The organism is Massilia sp. NBRC 108631 (assembly GCF_059704565.1).
On sequence record NZ_BAAKJE010000190.1, the window covers coordinates 1 to 15753 of the forward strand.

At 64.1% G+C, this 15753-nt stretch carries 13 protein-coding genes; 5 read left to right on the top strand and 8 right to left on the bottom strand.

Features of this window, described 5'->3' with window-relative positions; all coding sequences use genetic code 11:
* Positions 1-95: 95 nt before the first annotated feature.
* Positions 96-530, bottom strand: coding sequence for an ExbD/TolR family protein (locus AC6H42_RS20865; RefSeq protein ID WP_057159006.1), 435 nt, complete (start codon positions 528-530; stop codon positions 96-98).
* A gap of 8 nt (positions 531-538) precedes the next feature.
* The gene (locus AC6H42_RS20870) at positions 539-1147 is read right to left on the bottom strand and encodes a MotA/TolQ/ExbB proton channel family protein (RefSeq protein ID WP_056402834.1); all 609 of its coding nucleotides are present in this window, start codon (positions 1145-1147) and stop codon (positions 539-541) included.
* 1113 nt (positions 1148-2260) lie between these two features.
* Between AC6H42_RS20870 and xseA the strand changes: the two genes are divergently transcribed.
* A complete protein-coding gene (gene xseA / locus AC6H42_RS20875) occupies positions 2261-3622 on the top strand; it encodes an exodeoxyribonuclease VII large subunit (RefSeq protein WP_057158863.1) in 1362 nt (453 codons plus the stop codon).
* Positions 3623-3642: 20 nt separating this feature from the next.
* Here xseA and AC6H42_RS20880 read toward each other — a convergent pair whose 3' ends face one another.
* The 3 genes from AC6H42_RS20880 to AC6H42_RS20890 form a co-directional block, all read right to left on the bottom strand.
* On the bottom strand, positions 3643-4692 hold the full coding sequence (locus AC6H42_RS20880; protein WP_497548858.1) for a glucokinase: 1050 nt from the start codon (positions 4690-4692) through the stop codon (positions 3643-3645).
* A gap of 75 nt (positions 4693-4767) precedes the next feature.
* Positions 4768-7236 (bottom strand): TonB-dependent receptor, encoded by a 2469-nt coding sequence (locus AC6H42_RS20885; RefSeq protein ID WP_057158864.1) that lies wholly within the window; start codon positions 7234-7236, stop codon positions 4768-4770.
* A gap of 91 nt (positions 7237-7327) precedes the next feature.
* Entirely contained in the window at positions 7328-8662 is a 1335-nt protein-coding gene (locus AC6H42_RS20890; RefSeq protein WP_057158865.1) for a GH1 family beta-glucosidase, read from the bottom strand.
* 210 nt (positions 8663-8872) lie between these two features.
* On the opposite strand from AC6H42_RS20890, the gene AC6H42_RS20895 reads away from it, so the two are divergent.
* The 3 genes from AC6H42_RS20895 to AC6H42_RS20905 all read left to right on the top strand — a co-directional run bounded on the left by AC6H42_RS20895 (position 8873) and on the right by AC6H42_RS20905 (position 11340).
* Positions 8873-9886, top strand: a complete 1014-nt coding sequence (locus AC6H42_RS20895) for a LacI family DNA-binding transcriptional regulator (protein ID WP_057158866.1) — start codon at positions 8873-8875, stop codon at positions 9884-9886.
* A 126-nt stretch (positions 9887-10012) separates the two neighbouring features.
* A complete protein-coding gene (gene sodB / locus AC6H42_RS20900; protein WP_057158867.1) occupies positions 10013-10591 on the top strand; it encodes a superoxide dismutase [Fe] in 579 nt (192 codons plus the stop codon).
* Positions 10592-10662: 71 nt separating this feature from the next.
* Positions 10663-11340 (top strand): penicillin-insensitive murein endopeptidase, encoded by a 678-nt coding sequence (locus tag AC6H42_RS20905; RefSeq protein ID WP_057158868.1) that lies wholly within the window; start codon positions 10663-10665, stop codon positions 11338-11340.
* On the opposite strand, the gene AC6H42_RS20910 is transcribed toward AC6H42_RS20905, so the two are convergent.
* Genes AC6H42_RS20910 through AC6H42_RS20920 form a run of 3 tightly spaced genes read right to left on the bottom strand, consistent with a single transcriptional unit; the run spans position 11307 to position 14246 of the window.
* Positions 11307-12338, bottom strand: a complete 1032-nt coding sequence (locus tag AC6H42_RS20910) for an NADP-dependent oxidoreductase (protein WP_057158869.1) — start codon at positions 12336-12338, stop codon at positions 11307-11309. The two genes, AC6H42_RS20905 and AC6H42_RS20910, sit on opposite strands and share 34 nt — an antisense overlap.
* A gap of 13 nt (positions 12339-12351) precedes the next feature.
* A complete protein-coding gene (locus tag AC6H42_RS20915) occupies positions 12352-13428 on the bottom strand; it encodes an alkene reductase (protein WP_497548859.1) in 1077 nt (358 codons plus the stop codon).
* A gap of 29 nt (positions 13429-13457) precedes the next feature.
* Positions 13458-14246 (bottom strand): SDR family NAD(P)-dependent oxidoreductase, encoded by a 789-nt coding sequence (locus tag AC6H42_RS20920; protein WP_497548860.1) that lies wholly within the window; start codon positions 14244-14246, stop codon positions 13458-13460.
* Between the two features lie 332 nt (positions 14247-14578).
* Here AC6H42_RS20920 and AC6H42_RS20925 point away from each other — a divergent pair, with 332 nt between their 5' ends.
* Entirely contained in the window at positions 14579-15715 is a 1137-nt protein-coding gene (locus tag AC6H42_RS20925) for a TRAP transporter substrate-binding protein (protein ID WP_057158872.1), read from the top strand.
* Positions 15716-15753 lie beyond the last annotated feature (38 nt).

The following is a 15753-nucleotide window of genomic DNA, read 5'->3' on the forward strand; positions in this document are numbered from 1 at the left end:
GCGCCGCATCGCCCCACCTTCGGGGTCTGACCCCGAAGTTGGGGCGATGCGGCTCAGGCTGCTTGTAGGAAGGGGCTGAATCCTGGGGCGGTTTCTTATTTGGTGGTGCCGGTTTGGGCGGCGAAGGTGAGCTTGTCGTAGCCGGCCAGGCGTGCCGCTTCCATGACGTTGATGACCATCTGGTGCATGGCGAACTGGTCGGCGTTGATGATGATCACCGGCGATTTGCCGTCCTGGCCGTCGGCCTTGGCGGCGCTCTTCAGCGACTCGGCCAGGCCGGCCACGTTCTGGAACGATACCGGCACGTTGTTCACCGTGTAGTTGCCCTTGGCGTCGACCGTCACGTTGATCTCGTTGGGCCGCTCGTGCGCCTTTTCGGCCTCGGCGGTCGGCAGCGTGATCTGCAGCTCGGTAAACTTGCTGTAGGTGGTGGTCACCATCAGGAAGATCAAAATCACCAGCAGTACGTCGATGAACGGGATCAGGTTGATCTCCGGGTCTTCGCGGTGCTGGCCGCGGCGGAAGTTCATGCCCATGGTCAGGTCTTCCGCGAGCAGTGCACCACGTCGACAAATTTGATGGCCTGCTGCTCCATCTCGATGATGAAGCTGTCCACCAGCGCGCGGAAGTGGCGGTAGAACACCAGCGTCGGCATGGCGATGGCCAGGCCGAAACCGGTGTTGTATAGCGCCACCGAGATGCCGTGCGCCAGCTGGGCCGGATTGGTGCCGGTGGCGTTTTGCGCGCCGAAGATCTCGATCATGCCGACCACGGTGCCAAACAGGCCCATCAGCGGCGCCAGCGTGGCGATGGTGCCCAGCGTGGTCAGGAAGCGGTCCAGCATGTGGGCCACGCCGCTGCCGGCCTCCTCAATGGTTTCCTTCATCACGTCGCGCGGCGAGTCGATGTTGCGCAGCGCGGCCGACAGCACCACGCCCAGCGGCGAGCTCTGCTCGAGCTTCTGGATCACGTCCGGCGTGATATTGCCGCTGCGGTAGACGCCCACCACTTCATCCAGCAACTGGCGCGGGATGATCTTGGCGCGGCGCAGGAACAGCAGACGTTCGATGATGAGGGCGGTGGCAACGATGGAGGCGATCAGCAGAGGCCAGATGGGCCAGCCTGCGGCTTGGATGATGGCGAGCAAAACGAACTCCTGTGTTTGGGGACTGCGCAGGCAGGAATGCCTAGACGCGCAATGTATCTTGTTGAGGCCTGATCGGCAAGTAGTTCGCTGCAAGCGGGCTTATCCACCATTCTGCACACTTTCTGTGGACAAGATTGTTAGCAAGGCAGCTCGCAACACTTCAAGCACCTGATTTCAAAGGAAAATTAACCCATGCATAAAAATGACGCAGCGCGCTACGGGTGCACGCGCCCACGGATCTCCACAGTTCTCCCCATATTCTGTTGATAAGATTGTTAGCAAGGACATTGATGGATGGCAAAGTCCTTGATTCATAAGCACTTTCTTTCCATGCGTAAAAATTTCGCATACGGTCGAAACGACTGGGTTTTGTATGGTTATTGACATGAAAACCCATGGTTCTAAAGGCCTTTGGGGACAAGTGCCTGATTCTGCACAAAAACTGTGGACAAAATTGTTAGCAAGGCCAATGAATAAGGGCTAAGACCATGTTTTTAAAGGAAAATCATCCAGCGATCAAAAAACAGGCAGCAATATCCGGACCAGGTACCGCGAGTTACTTGCCCTGAGGCAGGTGTACAACTGTGCACTTCTGCACACAATATGTGGATAAGATTGTGTGCAAGGCTGCGAAGTGGCAGCTATGTCATTGATTCGTAACAATTAAGTTATGGCGCTTAAATTTTATACAGCGCGCGGCGCGCCCTCCCCGCCGCCCTGCGGCGCTGCTTCGGCAATTGGTATGCAGCAGGACCTATGCACATCTTCTGTGGATAAAATTGTGCGCAAGCGGGGCTGGGCGGGATCAAGTACTTGATTTATAAAGTAAATATTTCTATGCGTAAATTTTTAGCACAGTTGTTCTTGTCCACAGACGGGGCATTTGCCACCGAAAAGTTCCGCACATTTTTTGTGGATAACTTTGTGCGTAACCCCCGCCGCCCGCAGCAAAGTACTTGATCCATAAGGATTTTCCTGCAGTGCACGCTAATGTAGCATCCTGGTTTACCCTTTAAAATCAAGTGTTTACAAAAAATACTTGCCTTGAAAGATGATGTGTGACATAAGCATGACCTGCGCGCGATTTTGTGGACAGTTTCCCTTTCCTGAACGATGAATACCAGCATTCCAACCGACAGCAGTACCCCGCAAGCAGCCGTCATCACCGTCAGTGCACTCAACCAGGCGGTCAGCCGGCTGCTGGAGCGCAGTTTTCCGCTTACGTGGATATCTGGCGAAATTTCCAATTTCACGCGCGCCAGTTCCGGACATTGGTATTTCACGCTGAAGGATGATGCGGCCCAGGTGCGGGCCGTGATGTTCCGTGGCCGGGCCCAGTACGCCGGCTTCGTGCCGCGCGAGGGCGACAAGGTGGAAGTGCGGGCACTGGTCACCCTGTACGGGCCGCGCGGCGATTACCAGATCAATGTGGAAGCGATCCGCCGCGCCGGCGTGGGCGCCCTGTTCGAGGCGTTCTTGCGGATGAAGGAGCGCCTGGGCGCGGCCGGCCTGTTCGACCAGGACCGCAAGCGCGCCCTGCCCCTGTTCGCGCGCACCATCGGCGTGGTCACCAGCCCCACCGGCGCCGCCCTGCGCGACGTGCTGACCGCCCTGAAGCGCCGCGCGCCGCACGTGCGCGTGGTGCTCTACCCCACCCTGGTGCAGGGCCAGCAGGCGCCGGAGCAGATTGCGGCGGCCATCAATACCGCGTCGGCGCGGGCCGAGTGCGAGATCCTGATCGTGTGCCGGGGCGGCGGCAGTATCGAAGATTTGTGGGCGTTCAACGACGAGGCGGTGGCGTATGCGGTGGCCAACTGCAATGTGCCGGTGATTTCCGGCGTCGGCCACGAAACCGATTTCACCATCGCCGACTTCGCGGCCGACCTGCGCGCGGCCACGCCGACTGCAGCCGCCGAGCTGGCCGCCACGCCGCGCGCCGACTGGCTGGCGTCCCTGCGCGCCGACGCCACCGATTTGCGCCGCGCCATGCAGCGCGCGCTGGGCGACGCGGCGCAGACGCTGGACGGTTACACGCGCCGCCTGCTGAGTCCTTCCGCGCAGATCGCGCAGCAGCGCAGCAAGCTGCAGGCGCACGCCACGGCGCTGACGCACGCCAACCGCGCCCCGCTGGCTTACGCGCGCGTGGGCTTCGACAAATTGCAGTCGCGCTGGTCGGCGCTGCGGCCGGACGTGCGCGCGTTGCGGGCGCAGATGGAGGGTTTGCAGCGGCGCGCCGCCCTGAGCATCGCCAACCAGCAGGCGCAAAAGCGCGATGCGCTCAATGCGCTGGCGGCGCAGTTGGAGATGCTCAATCCACAGCGCACGCTGGAACGCGGCTACGCCATCGTCACCGGCCAGGACGGCGCCATCCTGCGCGCGCCATCGCAGCTGCTGCCACGCGACAGCGTGACGGTGCGGCTGGCCGAGGGCAGCGCCCGGATTGAGATCGCGGCCGTCAAGCCTGCCGCCGGCTGATCCGCCGGGTTACGGCTGCGTTACGCCAGCTCGGCCAGGATGACGGACATGCCGATCAGCGCCGGATAGTCGGCCGTAATGACGTAGGTGGGGATCTGGGCGTTGTAGCTGCTCAGCCGCCCCTTCTGTTCAAACCGGGCGCGGAAGCCGGAGCGCGCGAAAAATGCCCCCAGCCGCGGCACGATGCCGCCGCCGATGTAGATGCCGCCGCGCGCGCCCAGCGTGATGGCGACATTGCCGGCGATGGTGCCGAGCATCTCGCAAAACGTCTCCAGGGTCTCCACGCACACCAGGCATTCGCCGCGCAGGCCGCGCTCGATGATGGCGGGCGTGTCGATGGCCTGCGGCCCCGCGCCGGCCCGTTCGGCCAGCACTTCATAAATCAGCCGGATGCCGGGCCCGGACACCACGCGCTCGGCCGACACGTGGCCATAGCGCTCGCTGGCCTTGCGCAGGATGTGGATGTCGCGCTCGCTGACGGCGGCGAAGGTGCTGTGTCCTCCTTCGCTGTCCAGCGCGATCCATTGCTTGCCCGCCGGGACCAGGCCGGATACGCCCAGTCCCGTGCCCGCGCCCACCAGGCCGATCACGCCGCGCCCGCGCGCTTCGCCGCCGCCCACCTGCACGCGGTGCTGCGCCGACAGGAACGGCACGGCGCGCGCCAGCGCGGCGAAGTCGTTCACCACATGCAGCGAGGCCAGGCCGAATTGGGAGCAGATCGCTTCGATGGAAAACGACCAGTGGTGGTTGGTCATGCGCACCGCGTCGCCGTCGATGGGATTGGCGATGGCAATGCCTGCCTGGCGCGCCTGGTAGCCGCCGGCCGCCACCGTGGCGGGCTGCGACAGGTACTGCACGATGGCCGCACCCAGGGTGGGATAGGCGGCGCATTCGGCGACCCAGATGGCGTCGATGCGTCCGGCCGCGGTCTGCAGGCCGAAGCGGGCGTTGGTGCCGCCGATGTCGGCCAGCAGCCAGGGCCGCTCGTAGCGCGCGCCGCCGCCGCCGTCCTCGTCTTCACCTTCGTCAAAGAACGCGAGGGAATGCTGGGGGATGTTCTCGATCTTCATGGTTGCCACCTTTGAACCCTCGGCACAACCTGGGGCCGGTCCCGCTGGGACCGGCCCCGGCCTTACGGGGTTGGTTTAGAACTTCATCGACACGCGCGCGCCTATCGTACGGGGCGCATTATAGAACGCGCCGTAGATCTGCTGGGTAGGCTGGCATGGCATGCCGGTGTCGGTGCACAGCTCCACCACGTCCAGCTTGACTTCGCGGTCGGTGGCGTTCTGCACGAACAGCTCCGCCGTGTAGGCCTTGTTCAACGGCTGGAAGCGCAGGCTCAGGTCCAGCGTGGAGTAGGCTTTCTGCTTCTTCACGCCGGCATGGCCGGGCACGTCGTTGCTGAAGGCGCCGGCGCCGACGAAGGTTTCGCCTTCGTAGTGGGCCGAGATGCGTGGCGTGAACAAGCCTTTGCTGGTGGCGAAGTCATGTTCGTACTGCAGCGTGGTGGCGAACTTCGGCGCGTGCTTCATCACGCTGCCGCCCACGTCCACGTTCGGCGCGGTGGAACCGCAGGACAGACCCTTGGCGCGCGCCGAGTCCACGTCGCAGGAGATGAAGCTGTCGTAGGTGGCGTCGAGCCAGGTGGCGTTGCCGGTCAGGCGGTCCACCTTGGTCGGGCGCCAGGTCCATTCCGCTTCCACGCCGTTTACCGTGGCGCCGGCTGCGTTGAAGTTGGCCAGCACGCTGTTCACCACCTGGGACTCCAGCTTGTCCTTGTACTTCATGTGGAAGGCAGCCACGTTCAACGTCAGCATGCGGTCCAGCAGGTCGGACTTCATGCCCAGCTCATAGCTGGTGAGCTTTTCCGGCTTGGTGGTGGCGCCGCCGTCGCCGATGGCCGGCGAGTGGAAGCCGGTGGTGACCGAACCGTACAGCAGGATCTCGGGACGCAGCTTGTATTCCACGCGGCCCAGCCAGGTGGCCTGGCCGTAGCGCAGGTCGGCCGTGTTGTCGCCGTAGGTATTGCCGCAGGTGGCCGCGCTCACCACGCCGCCAGGGCCGATGTTGTGGGTGTTGATGGTGCCGGTGCCCGGCGTGACCAGCTGCTTGATCTGGTCCGGCGTCAGCACGGTGGTGCCCAGCGGGACGTTGGCAGGCCAGTTCGGGCAGGCCCAGTTCTGGCCGCCGATGTCAAACTTGTGGTCCTTGGTGTAGCGCGCGCCGACGGTGGCTTTCAGTTCGTCGTTTACCTGCAGGCTGCCCTGCGCGAACACGGCTTTCGATTTCAGCTGGCGGTCGCCCTGGATGAAGGACATGGCCGATGCGTACTGGCCCACGGTAGGACGCACGAAGATCACGTTGCCGGCGGCGATGTCCTGCTGCACGGTCGCTTGCGAAATCTGGCTGCGGTCGATGTCGAAGCGCACTTTGTTCTTCTCGCCGAACAGGAACAAGCCGCCGACCCACTGGAACGGCGCGTCGTTGTCGGAACGCGCCTGCAGTTCATGCGAGTAGCTGTCGAACTTGGCCCACTCGGTGCGGTTTTCGGACTTGAAGCCGGGGAACAGGCCGGCGTCGGCATCGTTCACGTTGGAACGCTTGTAGCGGCTCCAGCTGCCCAGGTAGGTCAGGTCCAGCGCGTCGCTCGGGTGGTAGTTCAGCTTGCCCTTGAAGGTGGTGATCGACTGGTCCAGGTTGCCCGGGCTGTCGATCAGCGCCGAACGCAGTTCGGTGCCGGCTGCCGGTTCGGCCGCCAGGTAGACGTTGCCGGCGCCCTGGTCCTTGTAGTAGTCGGCGATGACGGTGGCTTTCAGGTCCGGCGTGAAGCGCCACAGCAGCGAAGCACGCGCGCCCATCTTGTCTTCGGCGCCGTATTTTTTTGCGCCGGGCAGCACGTTGGAGCCCTTGCGGAAGTCCACGGTGCCGTCATGGCTGTCCTTGATGGCGGCGATGCGCAGCGCGATATCGTCGGACAGCGGAATGTTGATCATGCCCTGCGTCTGCAGGCGGTGGTAGTCGCCGATGGTGATGCCGGCCGAGCCGAACACCTTTTCGGTGCTGGGCGCGCCGGACACCAGGTTGACCGCGCCGGCGGTGGAGTTGCGGCCGTTCAGCGTGCCTTGCGGGCCGCGCGCCACTTCAACGTGGGACAGGTCGTACATCAGCGCGGTGGCGCCCTGTGGACGCGGCGAGTAGATGCCGTCGATGTAGAAGGCCACGGCCGGGTCGCCCAGCTCGGTGTGGTTGGCGGAACCGACGCCGCGCATGTAGACGTGCACGCCGCCCGAGTCGCCATGCTGTTCCACCACCAGGCTAGGCACCATGGTAGTGAGCGAGGCCAGGTCTTTCACCTGGTTGTTGGCCAGCGTGTCCTGGCTGTAGGCGGTGATCGCCAGCGGGGTTTCCTGCACAAAGGTGTTGCGGCGGGTAGCAGTAACGATGATCTTTTCCATCTCGCCGTTGCGCGCCGGGGCGGCCGCTTCCACGGGGGCGGCGGCGGGCGCCGGCATGGCCGCTGCCGCTGCAGCGCCTTCCTGCGCGAAGGCGTTGGCGGTCAGGAGGGCGAGTGGCGCGAGTTTCCACATCGCCTTGGTGTGCGAATTCTTCATTGTCTTTCCTCTATTAGTCCGTTGATATTAATGGTGTTGCATAGCTCTTTGGCTACTACCGCACTCCAGCTGAGCTCAGCTCGAATTCATGTCATTGCTCCTTGATGAAGTTGCGGTACCAGTGCGCACTGTCCTTCAGGGTGCGCTGCTGAGTCTCGTAGTCGACGTGGACCAGGCCGAAACGGCGCAGGTAGCCGGAGTTCCATTCGAAGTTGTCGAGCAGGCTCCAGTAGAAGTAGCCCTGCACGTCCACGCCCGCCGCCATGGCCTGGCGCAGCGCGGCCAGGTGCATCTTCAGGTAGTCGATGCGCGGCTGGTCGTGCACCGCCCCGTCCTCCAGCCGGTCCGCCACGGCCATGCCGTTCTCGGTGATGTAGACCGGCGGCAGCTGGTACTGGCCGTGCAGCTTGAGCAGCAGCTCGCTCAGGCCCTGCGGGTAAATCTCCCAGCCCATGTCGGTGGTGCCCAGCGCGCACGGCGGCGTGCGCGGCGGCGTCTCGGTGCTGACGTAGGCGCGGAAGTAGTAGTTCACGCCCAGGAAGTCGATCGGCTGGCGGATGTCGTTGAAATCGTTTTCATGAATAGACAGCAAAGAGCAGTCGATATTGTCCAGCGCCAGCTGCGGGTAGCTGCCCTTGAAGATCGGGTCCATGAACCATTCCACCGAGCGCGCCCACTCCACTTCCGCAGCCTTGAGGTCGGCGGCCGAATCGGTGGCGGGGCTGGCGGTCCACTGGTTCAGCACGATGCCCAGCTTGGCCGACACGTTCTGCGCGCGCATGGCCTGCATGGCCAGTCCGTGCGACAGCAGCAGCTGGTGCGAGGCGCTGACGGCGGCGGCCGGATCGGCGATGCCGGGCGCGAACTGGCCGATGCCGTAACCCAGGTTGGCGGTGCACCACGGCTCGTTGTGGGTGGCGATGGTGGCCACACGGTTGCCGAAGCGGCGCGCCACTTCGGCGGCGTAGGCGGCGAAGTGCCTGGCGGTGTCGCGGTTAAGCCAGCCGCCCTTGTCTTCCAGCGCTTGCGGCAAATCCCAGTGGTACAGCGTGACGTGGGCGGCGATGTCTTTCTCGGCCAGCTTGTCCAGCAGGCGGGCATAGAAATCGAAGCCGGCTTCATTCCAGGCGCCGCTGCCGTCCGGCTGCACGCGCGGCCAGGCGATCGAGAAGCGGTAGGCGTCCACGTTGAGCGACGCGATGATGTCCACGTCTTCGGCATAGCGGTGGTAATGGTCGCACGCGACGTCGCCGGTGCTGGCGTCGGTGATCTTGCCTGGCGTATGGGTGAAGGTGTCCCAGATGGATGGACCACGGCCGTCGTCGGCGGCGCCGCCTTCGATCTGGTAGGCGCTGGTTGCCACGCCCCAGGTGAAGGCCGGCGGGAAGGCCGGCACGGTGGTTGGAACTGCGTCGGGTTTGGTCATATGGATGTTCAGGGCTGTGAAAACGTTTTCAGAGAATGTGTGCATTTAACACCGGCGAAAAGGCGAAGTCAATCATAATATTTTGAACAACTATGCTTTTTTCGCGGTCCGATACGGCCTTGCCACGAGTGAAAATGCGGGCGGAAGCGCCAAAAAACTGTGGTATTCTGTACTTGAAAAGGATTTCAAAAAACAACGACAGGACCGACCTTGAGCGACACCGAACACACCTCCCCTTCGACTTTGCTGGACGTCGCGCGCGAAGCCGGGGTGTCGCCCAGCACCGTGTCGCGCATCCTGAACGGCACCGCCAAGGTGTCCGACGACAAGCGCCAGGCCGTCATGGCCGCCATCGCCCGCACCCAGTTCGCGCCCAACCTGATGGCGCAGGGCCTCAAGCGCGGCCGCTCGCAGACCATCGGCATCGTGGTGCAGGATATTTCCTCGCCCTACTTCGACGAAACCCTGCGCGGCGTGGACGACGGCCTGAAAGGCACCGGCTACGCCTCGGTGATCGTGTCCGGCCACTGGAACGCCGAGGAGGAAGCGGACCGCATCCGCCTGCTGCTGGCGCGCAAGGTGGACGGCATCATCCTGCTGTCGGGCCGCATGTCCGACGAGACCGTGCTGCAATTCTCGGCCCAGCGCCCCATCGTCTCCACCGGCCGCAGCCTGAACACGCGCAGCGCGCTGGGCTTCAAGCAGGACAATGAATACGGCGCCTGGATGGCGGTGCGCCATTTGATCGAGCTGGGCCACCGGCGCATCGCCTTCGTCTCCGGCCCGGCCGACAATATCGACGCCGAGGAGCGCGCCGCCGGCTACCGCCGCGCACTGAGCGAGTCCGGCATCGCGGTCGACCGGAAACTGATGGTCGAGGGCAATTTCCATGAAAACAGCGGCTTGCTGGCGGTCAACCACCTGTTCGACACCGGCCAGCAGTTCACCGCCGTGTTCGCCGCCAACGACCAGAGCGCCTACGGCGTGCGCCTGTGCCTGTACCGCAAGGGCATCCGGGTGCCGGACGACGTGTCGCTGGTCGGCTTCGATGACCTGCCCGGCTCGTCCTATACCACGCCGCCGCTAACGACCATACGCCAGCCGCTATACGACATGGGGCTGGTGGCCACCCACGCGCTGCTGCGCCTGATCAACGGCGAGCCGGTGCAGGCGCAGGTGCCGCCGCTGGAACTGGTGGTGCGCGAAACCACGCGGCGCCGCTGACGCCCGGCGGCACGCGCTTGCCCCCACACCATCCGGGGGCAATTCAGCGCCTTGGCCCGCTAAGGATTACAATGATGGTCGTTTCAGCAAAAATGACTTTTCAGACTTAACCAAAAGGATAGACACATGGAACATACCCTGCCACCTCTGCCGTATGCAATGGACGCCCTGGCGCCGCACATCTCGCAAGAAACGCTGGAATACCACTATGGTAAGCACCATCAAGCGTATGTCACCAACCTGAACAACCTGATCAAGGGCACCGAATTCGAAGCCCTGTCGCTGGAAGAGATCATCAAGAAGTCCTCCGGTGGCATCTTCAACAACTCGGCCCAGGTGTGGAACCACACCTTCTACTGGAACGGCCTGAAGCCAAACGGCGGCGGCGAGCCTACCGGCGCGCTGGCCGACGCGATCAACGCGAAATGGGGTTCGTTCGCCAAGTTCAAGGAAGAGTTCACCAAGTCCTGCATCGGCAACTTCGGTTCGAGCTGGACCTGGCTGGTGAAAAAGCCGGACGGCACCGTGGACATCGTCAACACCTCCAACGCCGCCACCCCGCTGACCACCGACAACAAAGCGCTGCTGACCTGCGACCTGTGGGAGCACGCCTACTACATCGACACCCGCAACCTGCGTCCGAAGTATGTTGAGAACTTCTTCAACCTGGTGAACTGGGACTTCGCGGCCGCCAACTTCGCTTAATCGCGAGGCGTCCGCTTCCCGAAAACCTGCGCTGCGGCGCAGGTTTTTTTTCGTCTCTGGATACCTGCCCGATGAAACTCTTCAGTTTGCTTGCCCTGTCCGCCCTCGCCGCTGGAAACGCCCTGGCGGCCCAAAGCCAATGCCACGGCCGCGTGGCCAGCGGACGGCTCGAAGGCGGCGTGCAATTGGCGGCCAAGGGCGTGAATTTTTCCTCCTACAGCGCGCTGGCGGCATCCGCCGGACGCACCTATGCGCATTCCCGGGTGGCGCGCATCGTGGAGGACGCCTACGCCGCGCTGGCGGCGTCGCGCCCGGAGACGCACTACGTCTACGGCGAGGTCGGGCTGAAGAACGGCGGGCCGTTCAAGCCGCACAAAACGCACCAGACCGGCACCTCGGTGGACTTCTTCATGCCGGTCCTGGGGGCGGACGGCCAATCGGCCATGCTGCCATCGAATCCGCTGAACCGCTTCGGCTATGACATCGAGTTCGACGCCCAGGGCCGCTACGGCGCATACCGCATCGACTTCGCGGCCCTGGCGGATCACCTGCACGCGCTGCGCCAGGCCGCGCTGGCGCAGGAGGCGGACCTGGCGCTGGTGATCGTCGATCCGCGCTACCTGCCGCAGCTGATGGCGACGCCGCGCGGCGCGTATCTGCGCCAGCACTTGCGCTTCATGAAATCCAGCCCCTGGGTGCGGCACGACGAGCACTATCACGTGGATTTCGCCGTCCCCTGCCAACCCTGAACCATCTGCACCACAACCTTGCCCCTGGCCCGGCCCTGCTCGAGATAGGCCAGCCCCTCTTGCACCTGTGCGAACGGAAACACCTTGTCGATCACCGGGCGCAGGCGCGCACGCTGCAGCAGCTCGCCGATCTCGGCCAGCTGGCGGCCGTCGGGACGCACGAACATGAAGGAGTAGCGCGCGTCGCGCCGCTGCACGAGGCGCCTGATCTTGCGGCTCAACAGGCCGAACACGAAGCGCATCAGCACATTCATGCCGCGTGCGCGCGCGAAGGCGGCATCCGGCGGGCCGACCAGCGAGACCAGCGCGCCATCGGGATTGAGTATGCCCACGGCCTTTTCCAGCCCTTCGCCCTTGACCGTTGCGAGCACGGCATCGTAGTTCTCCAGTACGCGCTCGAACTCTTCCTTCCTGTAGTCGACCACCTCGTCGGCGCCCAGGCTGCGCACCAGCTCCAGGTTCGCGGTGCTGGTGGTGGTGCCGACCCTGGCGCCGAGGTGCTTGGCCAGCTGGATGGCGAACGTGCCAATGCCGCCCGATCCGGCCGGGATGAACACCTTCTGCCCCGGGCGCAACTGGATGCGCTCTTGCAGCGCTTGCCAGCAGGTGAGCCCCACCATGGGAACCGAGGCCGCCTGCACGAAGTCCAGATTGGCCGGCTTGTGCGCTGCGGCGGATTCGGGCACGGCGACCAGTTCAGCCAGCGAGCCCACGCCCAGGTCGAACACGCTGGCAAACACCGCGTCACCCGCCTTGAAGCGGCTCACGCGGCTGCCCACCTGCAGCACCACGCCGGCCAGGTCGCTGCCCATGGTGGCGGGCAGCTTGAGCTTGATGATGGGCTTGAACATGCCCTTCGAAATCATGTTGTCGACCGGATTGAGGCCGGCAGCGTGCACCTGCACCAGGATTTCATCCGGTTTGACCAGTGGCCGGGGGACATCGGACAGCTCGAGATTGCCGGCGCCGCCGTAGCGTTTCAGGACGAGTGCTTTCATTTTTCACCTGTGCTCAAGCTGCCAGCGCCGGATAATCCGTGTAACCCTGCTCGCCCGGCGTGTAGAAGGTGCCCGGGTCGGGCGCGTTCAGGGGCTGGTCCAGGCGCATGCGCTCGACCAGATCGGGATTGGCCAGGAAGGCGCGGCCCATCGCGATCAGGTCCGCCCGGCCCTCGGCCAGCGCGCGCTCCGCGCTCTCCTTGCCGAAGCCGCCCGCCAGGATGAACGGTCCCTTGAATGCCGCCCGCAGGCCGGCCTTGAGCTCGGCCGGGACCTGCGGCGCGCCCAGCGCCGAGTGGTCCAGCACGTGCACGTACATCAAGCCCAGTGCCGACAGTTCCTGCACCAGCGCGCGGTACTGCTGGTCCACGCCATCGTAGCCGCCAGTGGCGTTGAACACGCCATATGGCGAGAGGCGGATGCCGACGCGTTCGGCGCCGATCTCGTTCGCGGCGGCGCGTGCCACTTCCAGCACCAGCCGGTTGCGTCCCTCGGAAGAGCCGCCGTAGTTGTCGCTGCGGCGGTTCACGTTGGCGTTCAGGAATTGCTCCAGCAAATAGCCGTTGGCGGCGTGCAGTTCGATTCCGTCGAAGCCGGCGGCAAGCGCCAGGCGCGCGGCGGTGGCGAACTCCCTGACCGTGGCCGCGATGTCGGCGTCGGTCATCGCGCGCGGCGCGGTATGCGGCTGGCTGCCCTGGCTGTCGGTCCACATCTCGCCCGGGCAAGTCTGGCCCGACGGTCCCAGCACTTCAGCGCCGGCCGGCAGGTTGGCCTGGTGGCTCACGCGGCCGGTGTGCATCAGTTGCACCACGATCTTGCCGCCCTTGGCGTGCACCGCTTCCGTCACCAGCTTCCAGCCCTGCACCTGGCTGTCGTTGAACAGGCCGGGTATGCGCGCGTAGCCCAGCCCGTTCGGCGACGGCGAGGTGCCCTCGGTGATGATCAGGCCGGCGCCGGCGCGCTGGCCGTAGTAGGTGGCCATCAGGCTGTTCGGGGTGTTGTTGTGCACGGCGCGGCTGCGGGTGAGCGGCGACATCACGGCGCGGTTCTTCAGCACGGTGGCGCGCAGGGAGTAGGCGTCAAATAACATGGCAGTATCCTTGATCGGGTTCAGTTGAATCAGTGCGGCAGCAGGCGCGGAGCGACCTTGCCGGTTTGCGACGCATCGAACAGCGCCACGCGGGCAGTCTCGAAACGATCGATCGCTTCCGCATCGGCCACGGAAGGCAGGGTGAGCTGCTCGCCCTGGTCGAGCGCGCGCAAGGCGGCGTCCACCATGTCGCCGGTCTGCATTACGGTGGCAGGGTCGAGCGCGGCCAGCGGCACGCCGGAGTTGTCCCAGACCTCAGTGGCCGTGGCGGCGGGCAGCACCACCTGCACCTTGACGCCGGTGTCGGCCAGTTCCTGCTGCAGGCCGCGGCTGAACGCCACCACGAAGGCCTTGGTGCCGCTGTAGACCGCGCTGAAGGGCAGCGTGTGCAAGCCCAAGACCGAAGCGATGTTGATGATGACGCCTTCCTTGCGCGAGATCATTCCGGGCAGCGCCGCATGCGCCAGGCGGGTCAGCGCCGTGATGTTGAGGGCGATCTGGGACAGGGAGTCCTGCACCGGGCTGGCCTGCAGCGGAGCAAGGCGGGCCAGCCCGGCATTGTTGACCAGGATGCTGACCGCCGGGCCGCTGGCCAGGACTTGCTCGACGCGCGCCAGGCCCTGTTCCGTTTCCAGGTCGGCCACCAGCGTGTCGACCCGGACGCCGTGCGCGCCGGTGAGCCGGGCGGCCAGCGCTTGCAGGCGCTCGGCGCGGCGCGCCACCAGCACCAGGTCGTAACCGCGCCGGGCCAGGCGGTCCGCGTACACCTCGCCGATGCCCGACGACGCGCCGGTGATCACTGCAATTTGCTTACTCATGGCATTCCCTCTCAGATTTATGGAATATGATGCTCATCATATTATTGTCGAAAAAAAAGTCTGGCTGGCTTACTTCGCAGATTAATTCTGATAAACCAACCAGATGATGGTCATCATATACTGATTTCCTGAAGCGTGCACAGCCTTCGTTGCGTGTAAGCCCGGTGTAAGCAATCTGTAAGCATGCTGGAACATTCTTGCAATTCAGTTATCAGTAACTTGACACACAGGAGGTACCCCGCCGCGTCGCCCCGTATCACTTCGCCTCAGATCTCATCGCATCAGGATTTATCGGCTTGTTCCATGTACAAAATTACAACAGGAGACACACGATGAAGAAGATCGACACCCCAGCCAAGCAGTCCCTCAGCACCCGCCGCAAGTTTCTGGGCAACGCCGCCGCCGGCACCGCAGGCGCAGCGCTCGCCCTGCCAATGATCGCCACCGCCCAAGCGCCCACCCAGCTGCGCTTCCAGAGCACCTGGCCGAGCAAGGATATCTTCCACGAATACGCGGGCGACTTCGCCAAGAAGGTCAACGACATGACCGGCGGCGAGCTGAAAATCGAAGTGCTGCCGGCCGGCTCGGTGGTGCCTGCCTTCGGCCTGCTGGACGCGGTGTCGAAAGGCACGCTGGACGGCGGCCACGGCGTGATGGGCTACAACTACGGCAAGCAGAGCGCCATCGCGCTGTGGACTTCCGGCCCGGTGTTCGGCATGGATGCGAACATGGTGCTGGCCTGGCATAAATATGGCGGCGGCAAGGAGCTGCTGGTCAAGCTGTATTCGTCGATCGGCGCCAACGTGGTGTCCTTCCTGACCGGCCCCATGCCTACCCAGCCGCTGGGCTGGTTCAAAAAACCGATCACCAAGAAGGACGACCTGAAGGGCCTGAAGTTCCGCACCAACGGCCTGGCCATCGACCTGTTCACCGCCATGGGCGCGGCGGTCAACGCACTGCCCGGCGGCGAGATCGTGCCCGCCATGGACCGTGGCCTGCTGGACGGCGCGGAGTTCAACAACGCCACGTCCGACCGCCTGCTGGGCTTCCCGGACGTCTCCAAGGTGTGCATGCTGCAAAGCTTCCACCAAAGCTCGGAGCAGTTCGAGATCACCTTCAACAAGACCAAGTACGATGCCCTGCCGGCCAAGATGAAGGCCATCATCGACAACGCCGTCGAGGCGGCGTCGGCCGACATGTCGTGGAAGGCGATCGACCGCTATTCCAAGGACTACGGCGAACTGCAGTCGAAAGACGGCGTGAAGTTCTACAAGACGCCGGACGCCCTGCTGCAGGAGCAGTTGAAAATATGGGACGAGGTGGTGGCCAAGAAAGGCGCCGACAATCCGCTGTTCCGCGAGGTTGAAAAGTCGCAGCGCGCATTTGCGGCGCGCGCCATGAAGTGGGACATGGACACCAACAATCCGCGCCGCATGGCGTACAACCACTACTTCGGCAGGAAGGCCTGACTGCGGGACCGGCAGCACCCGGCGCGCGCCATAGCCGG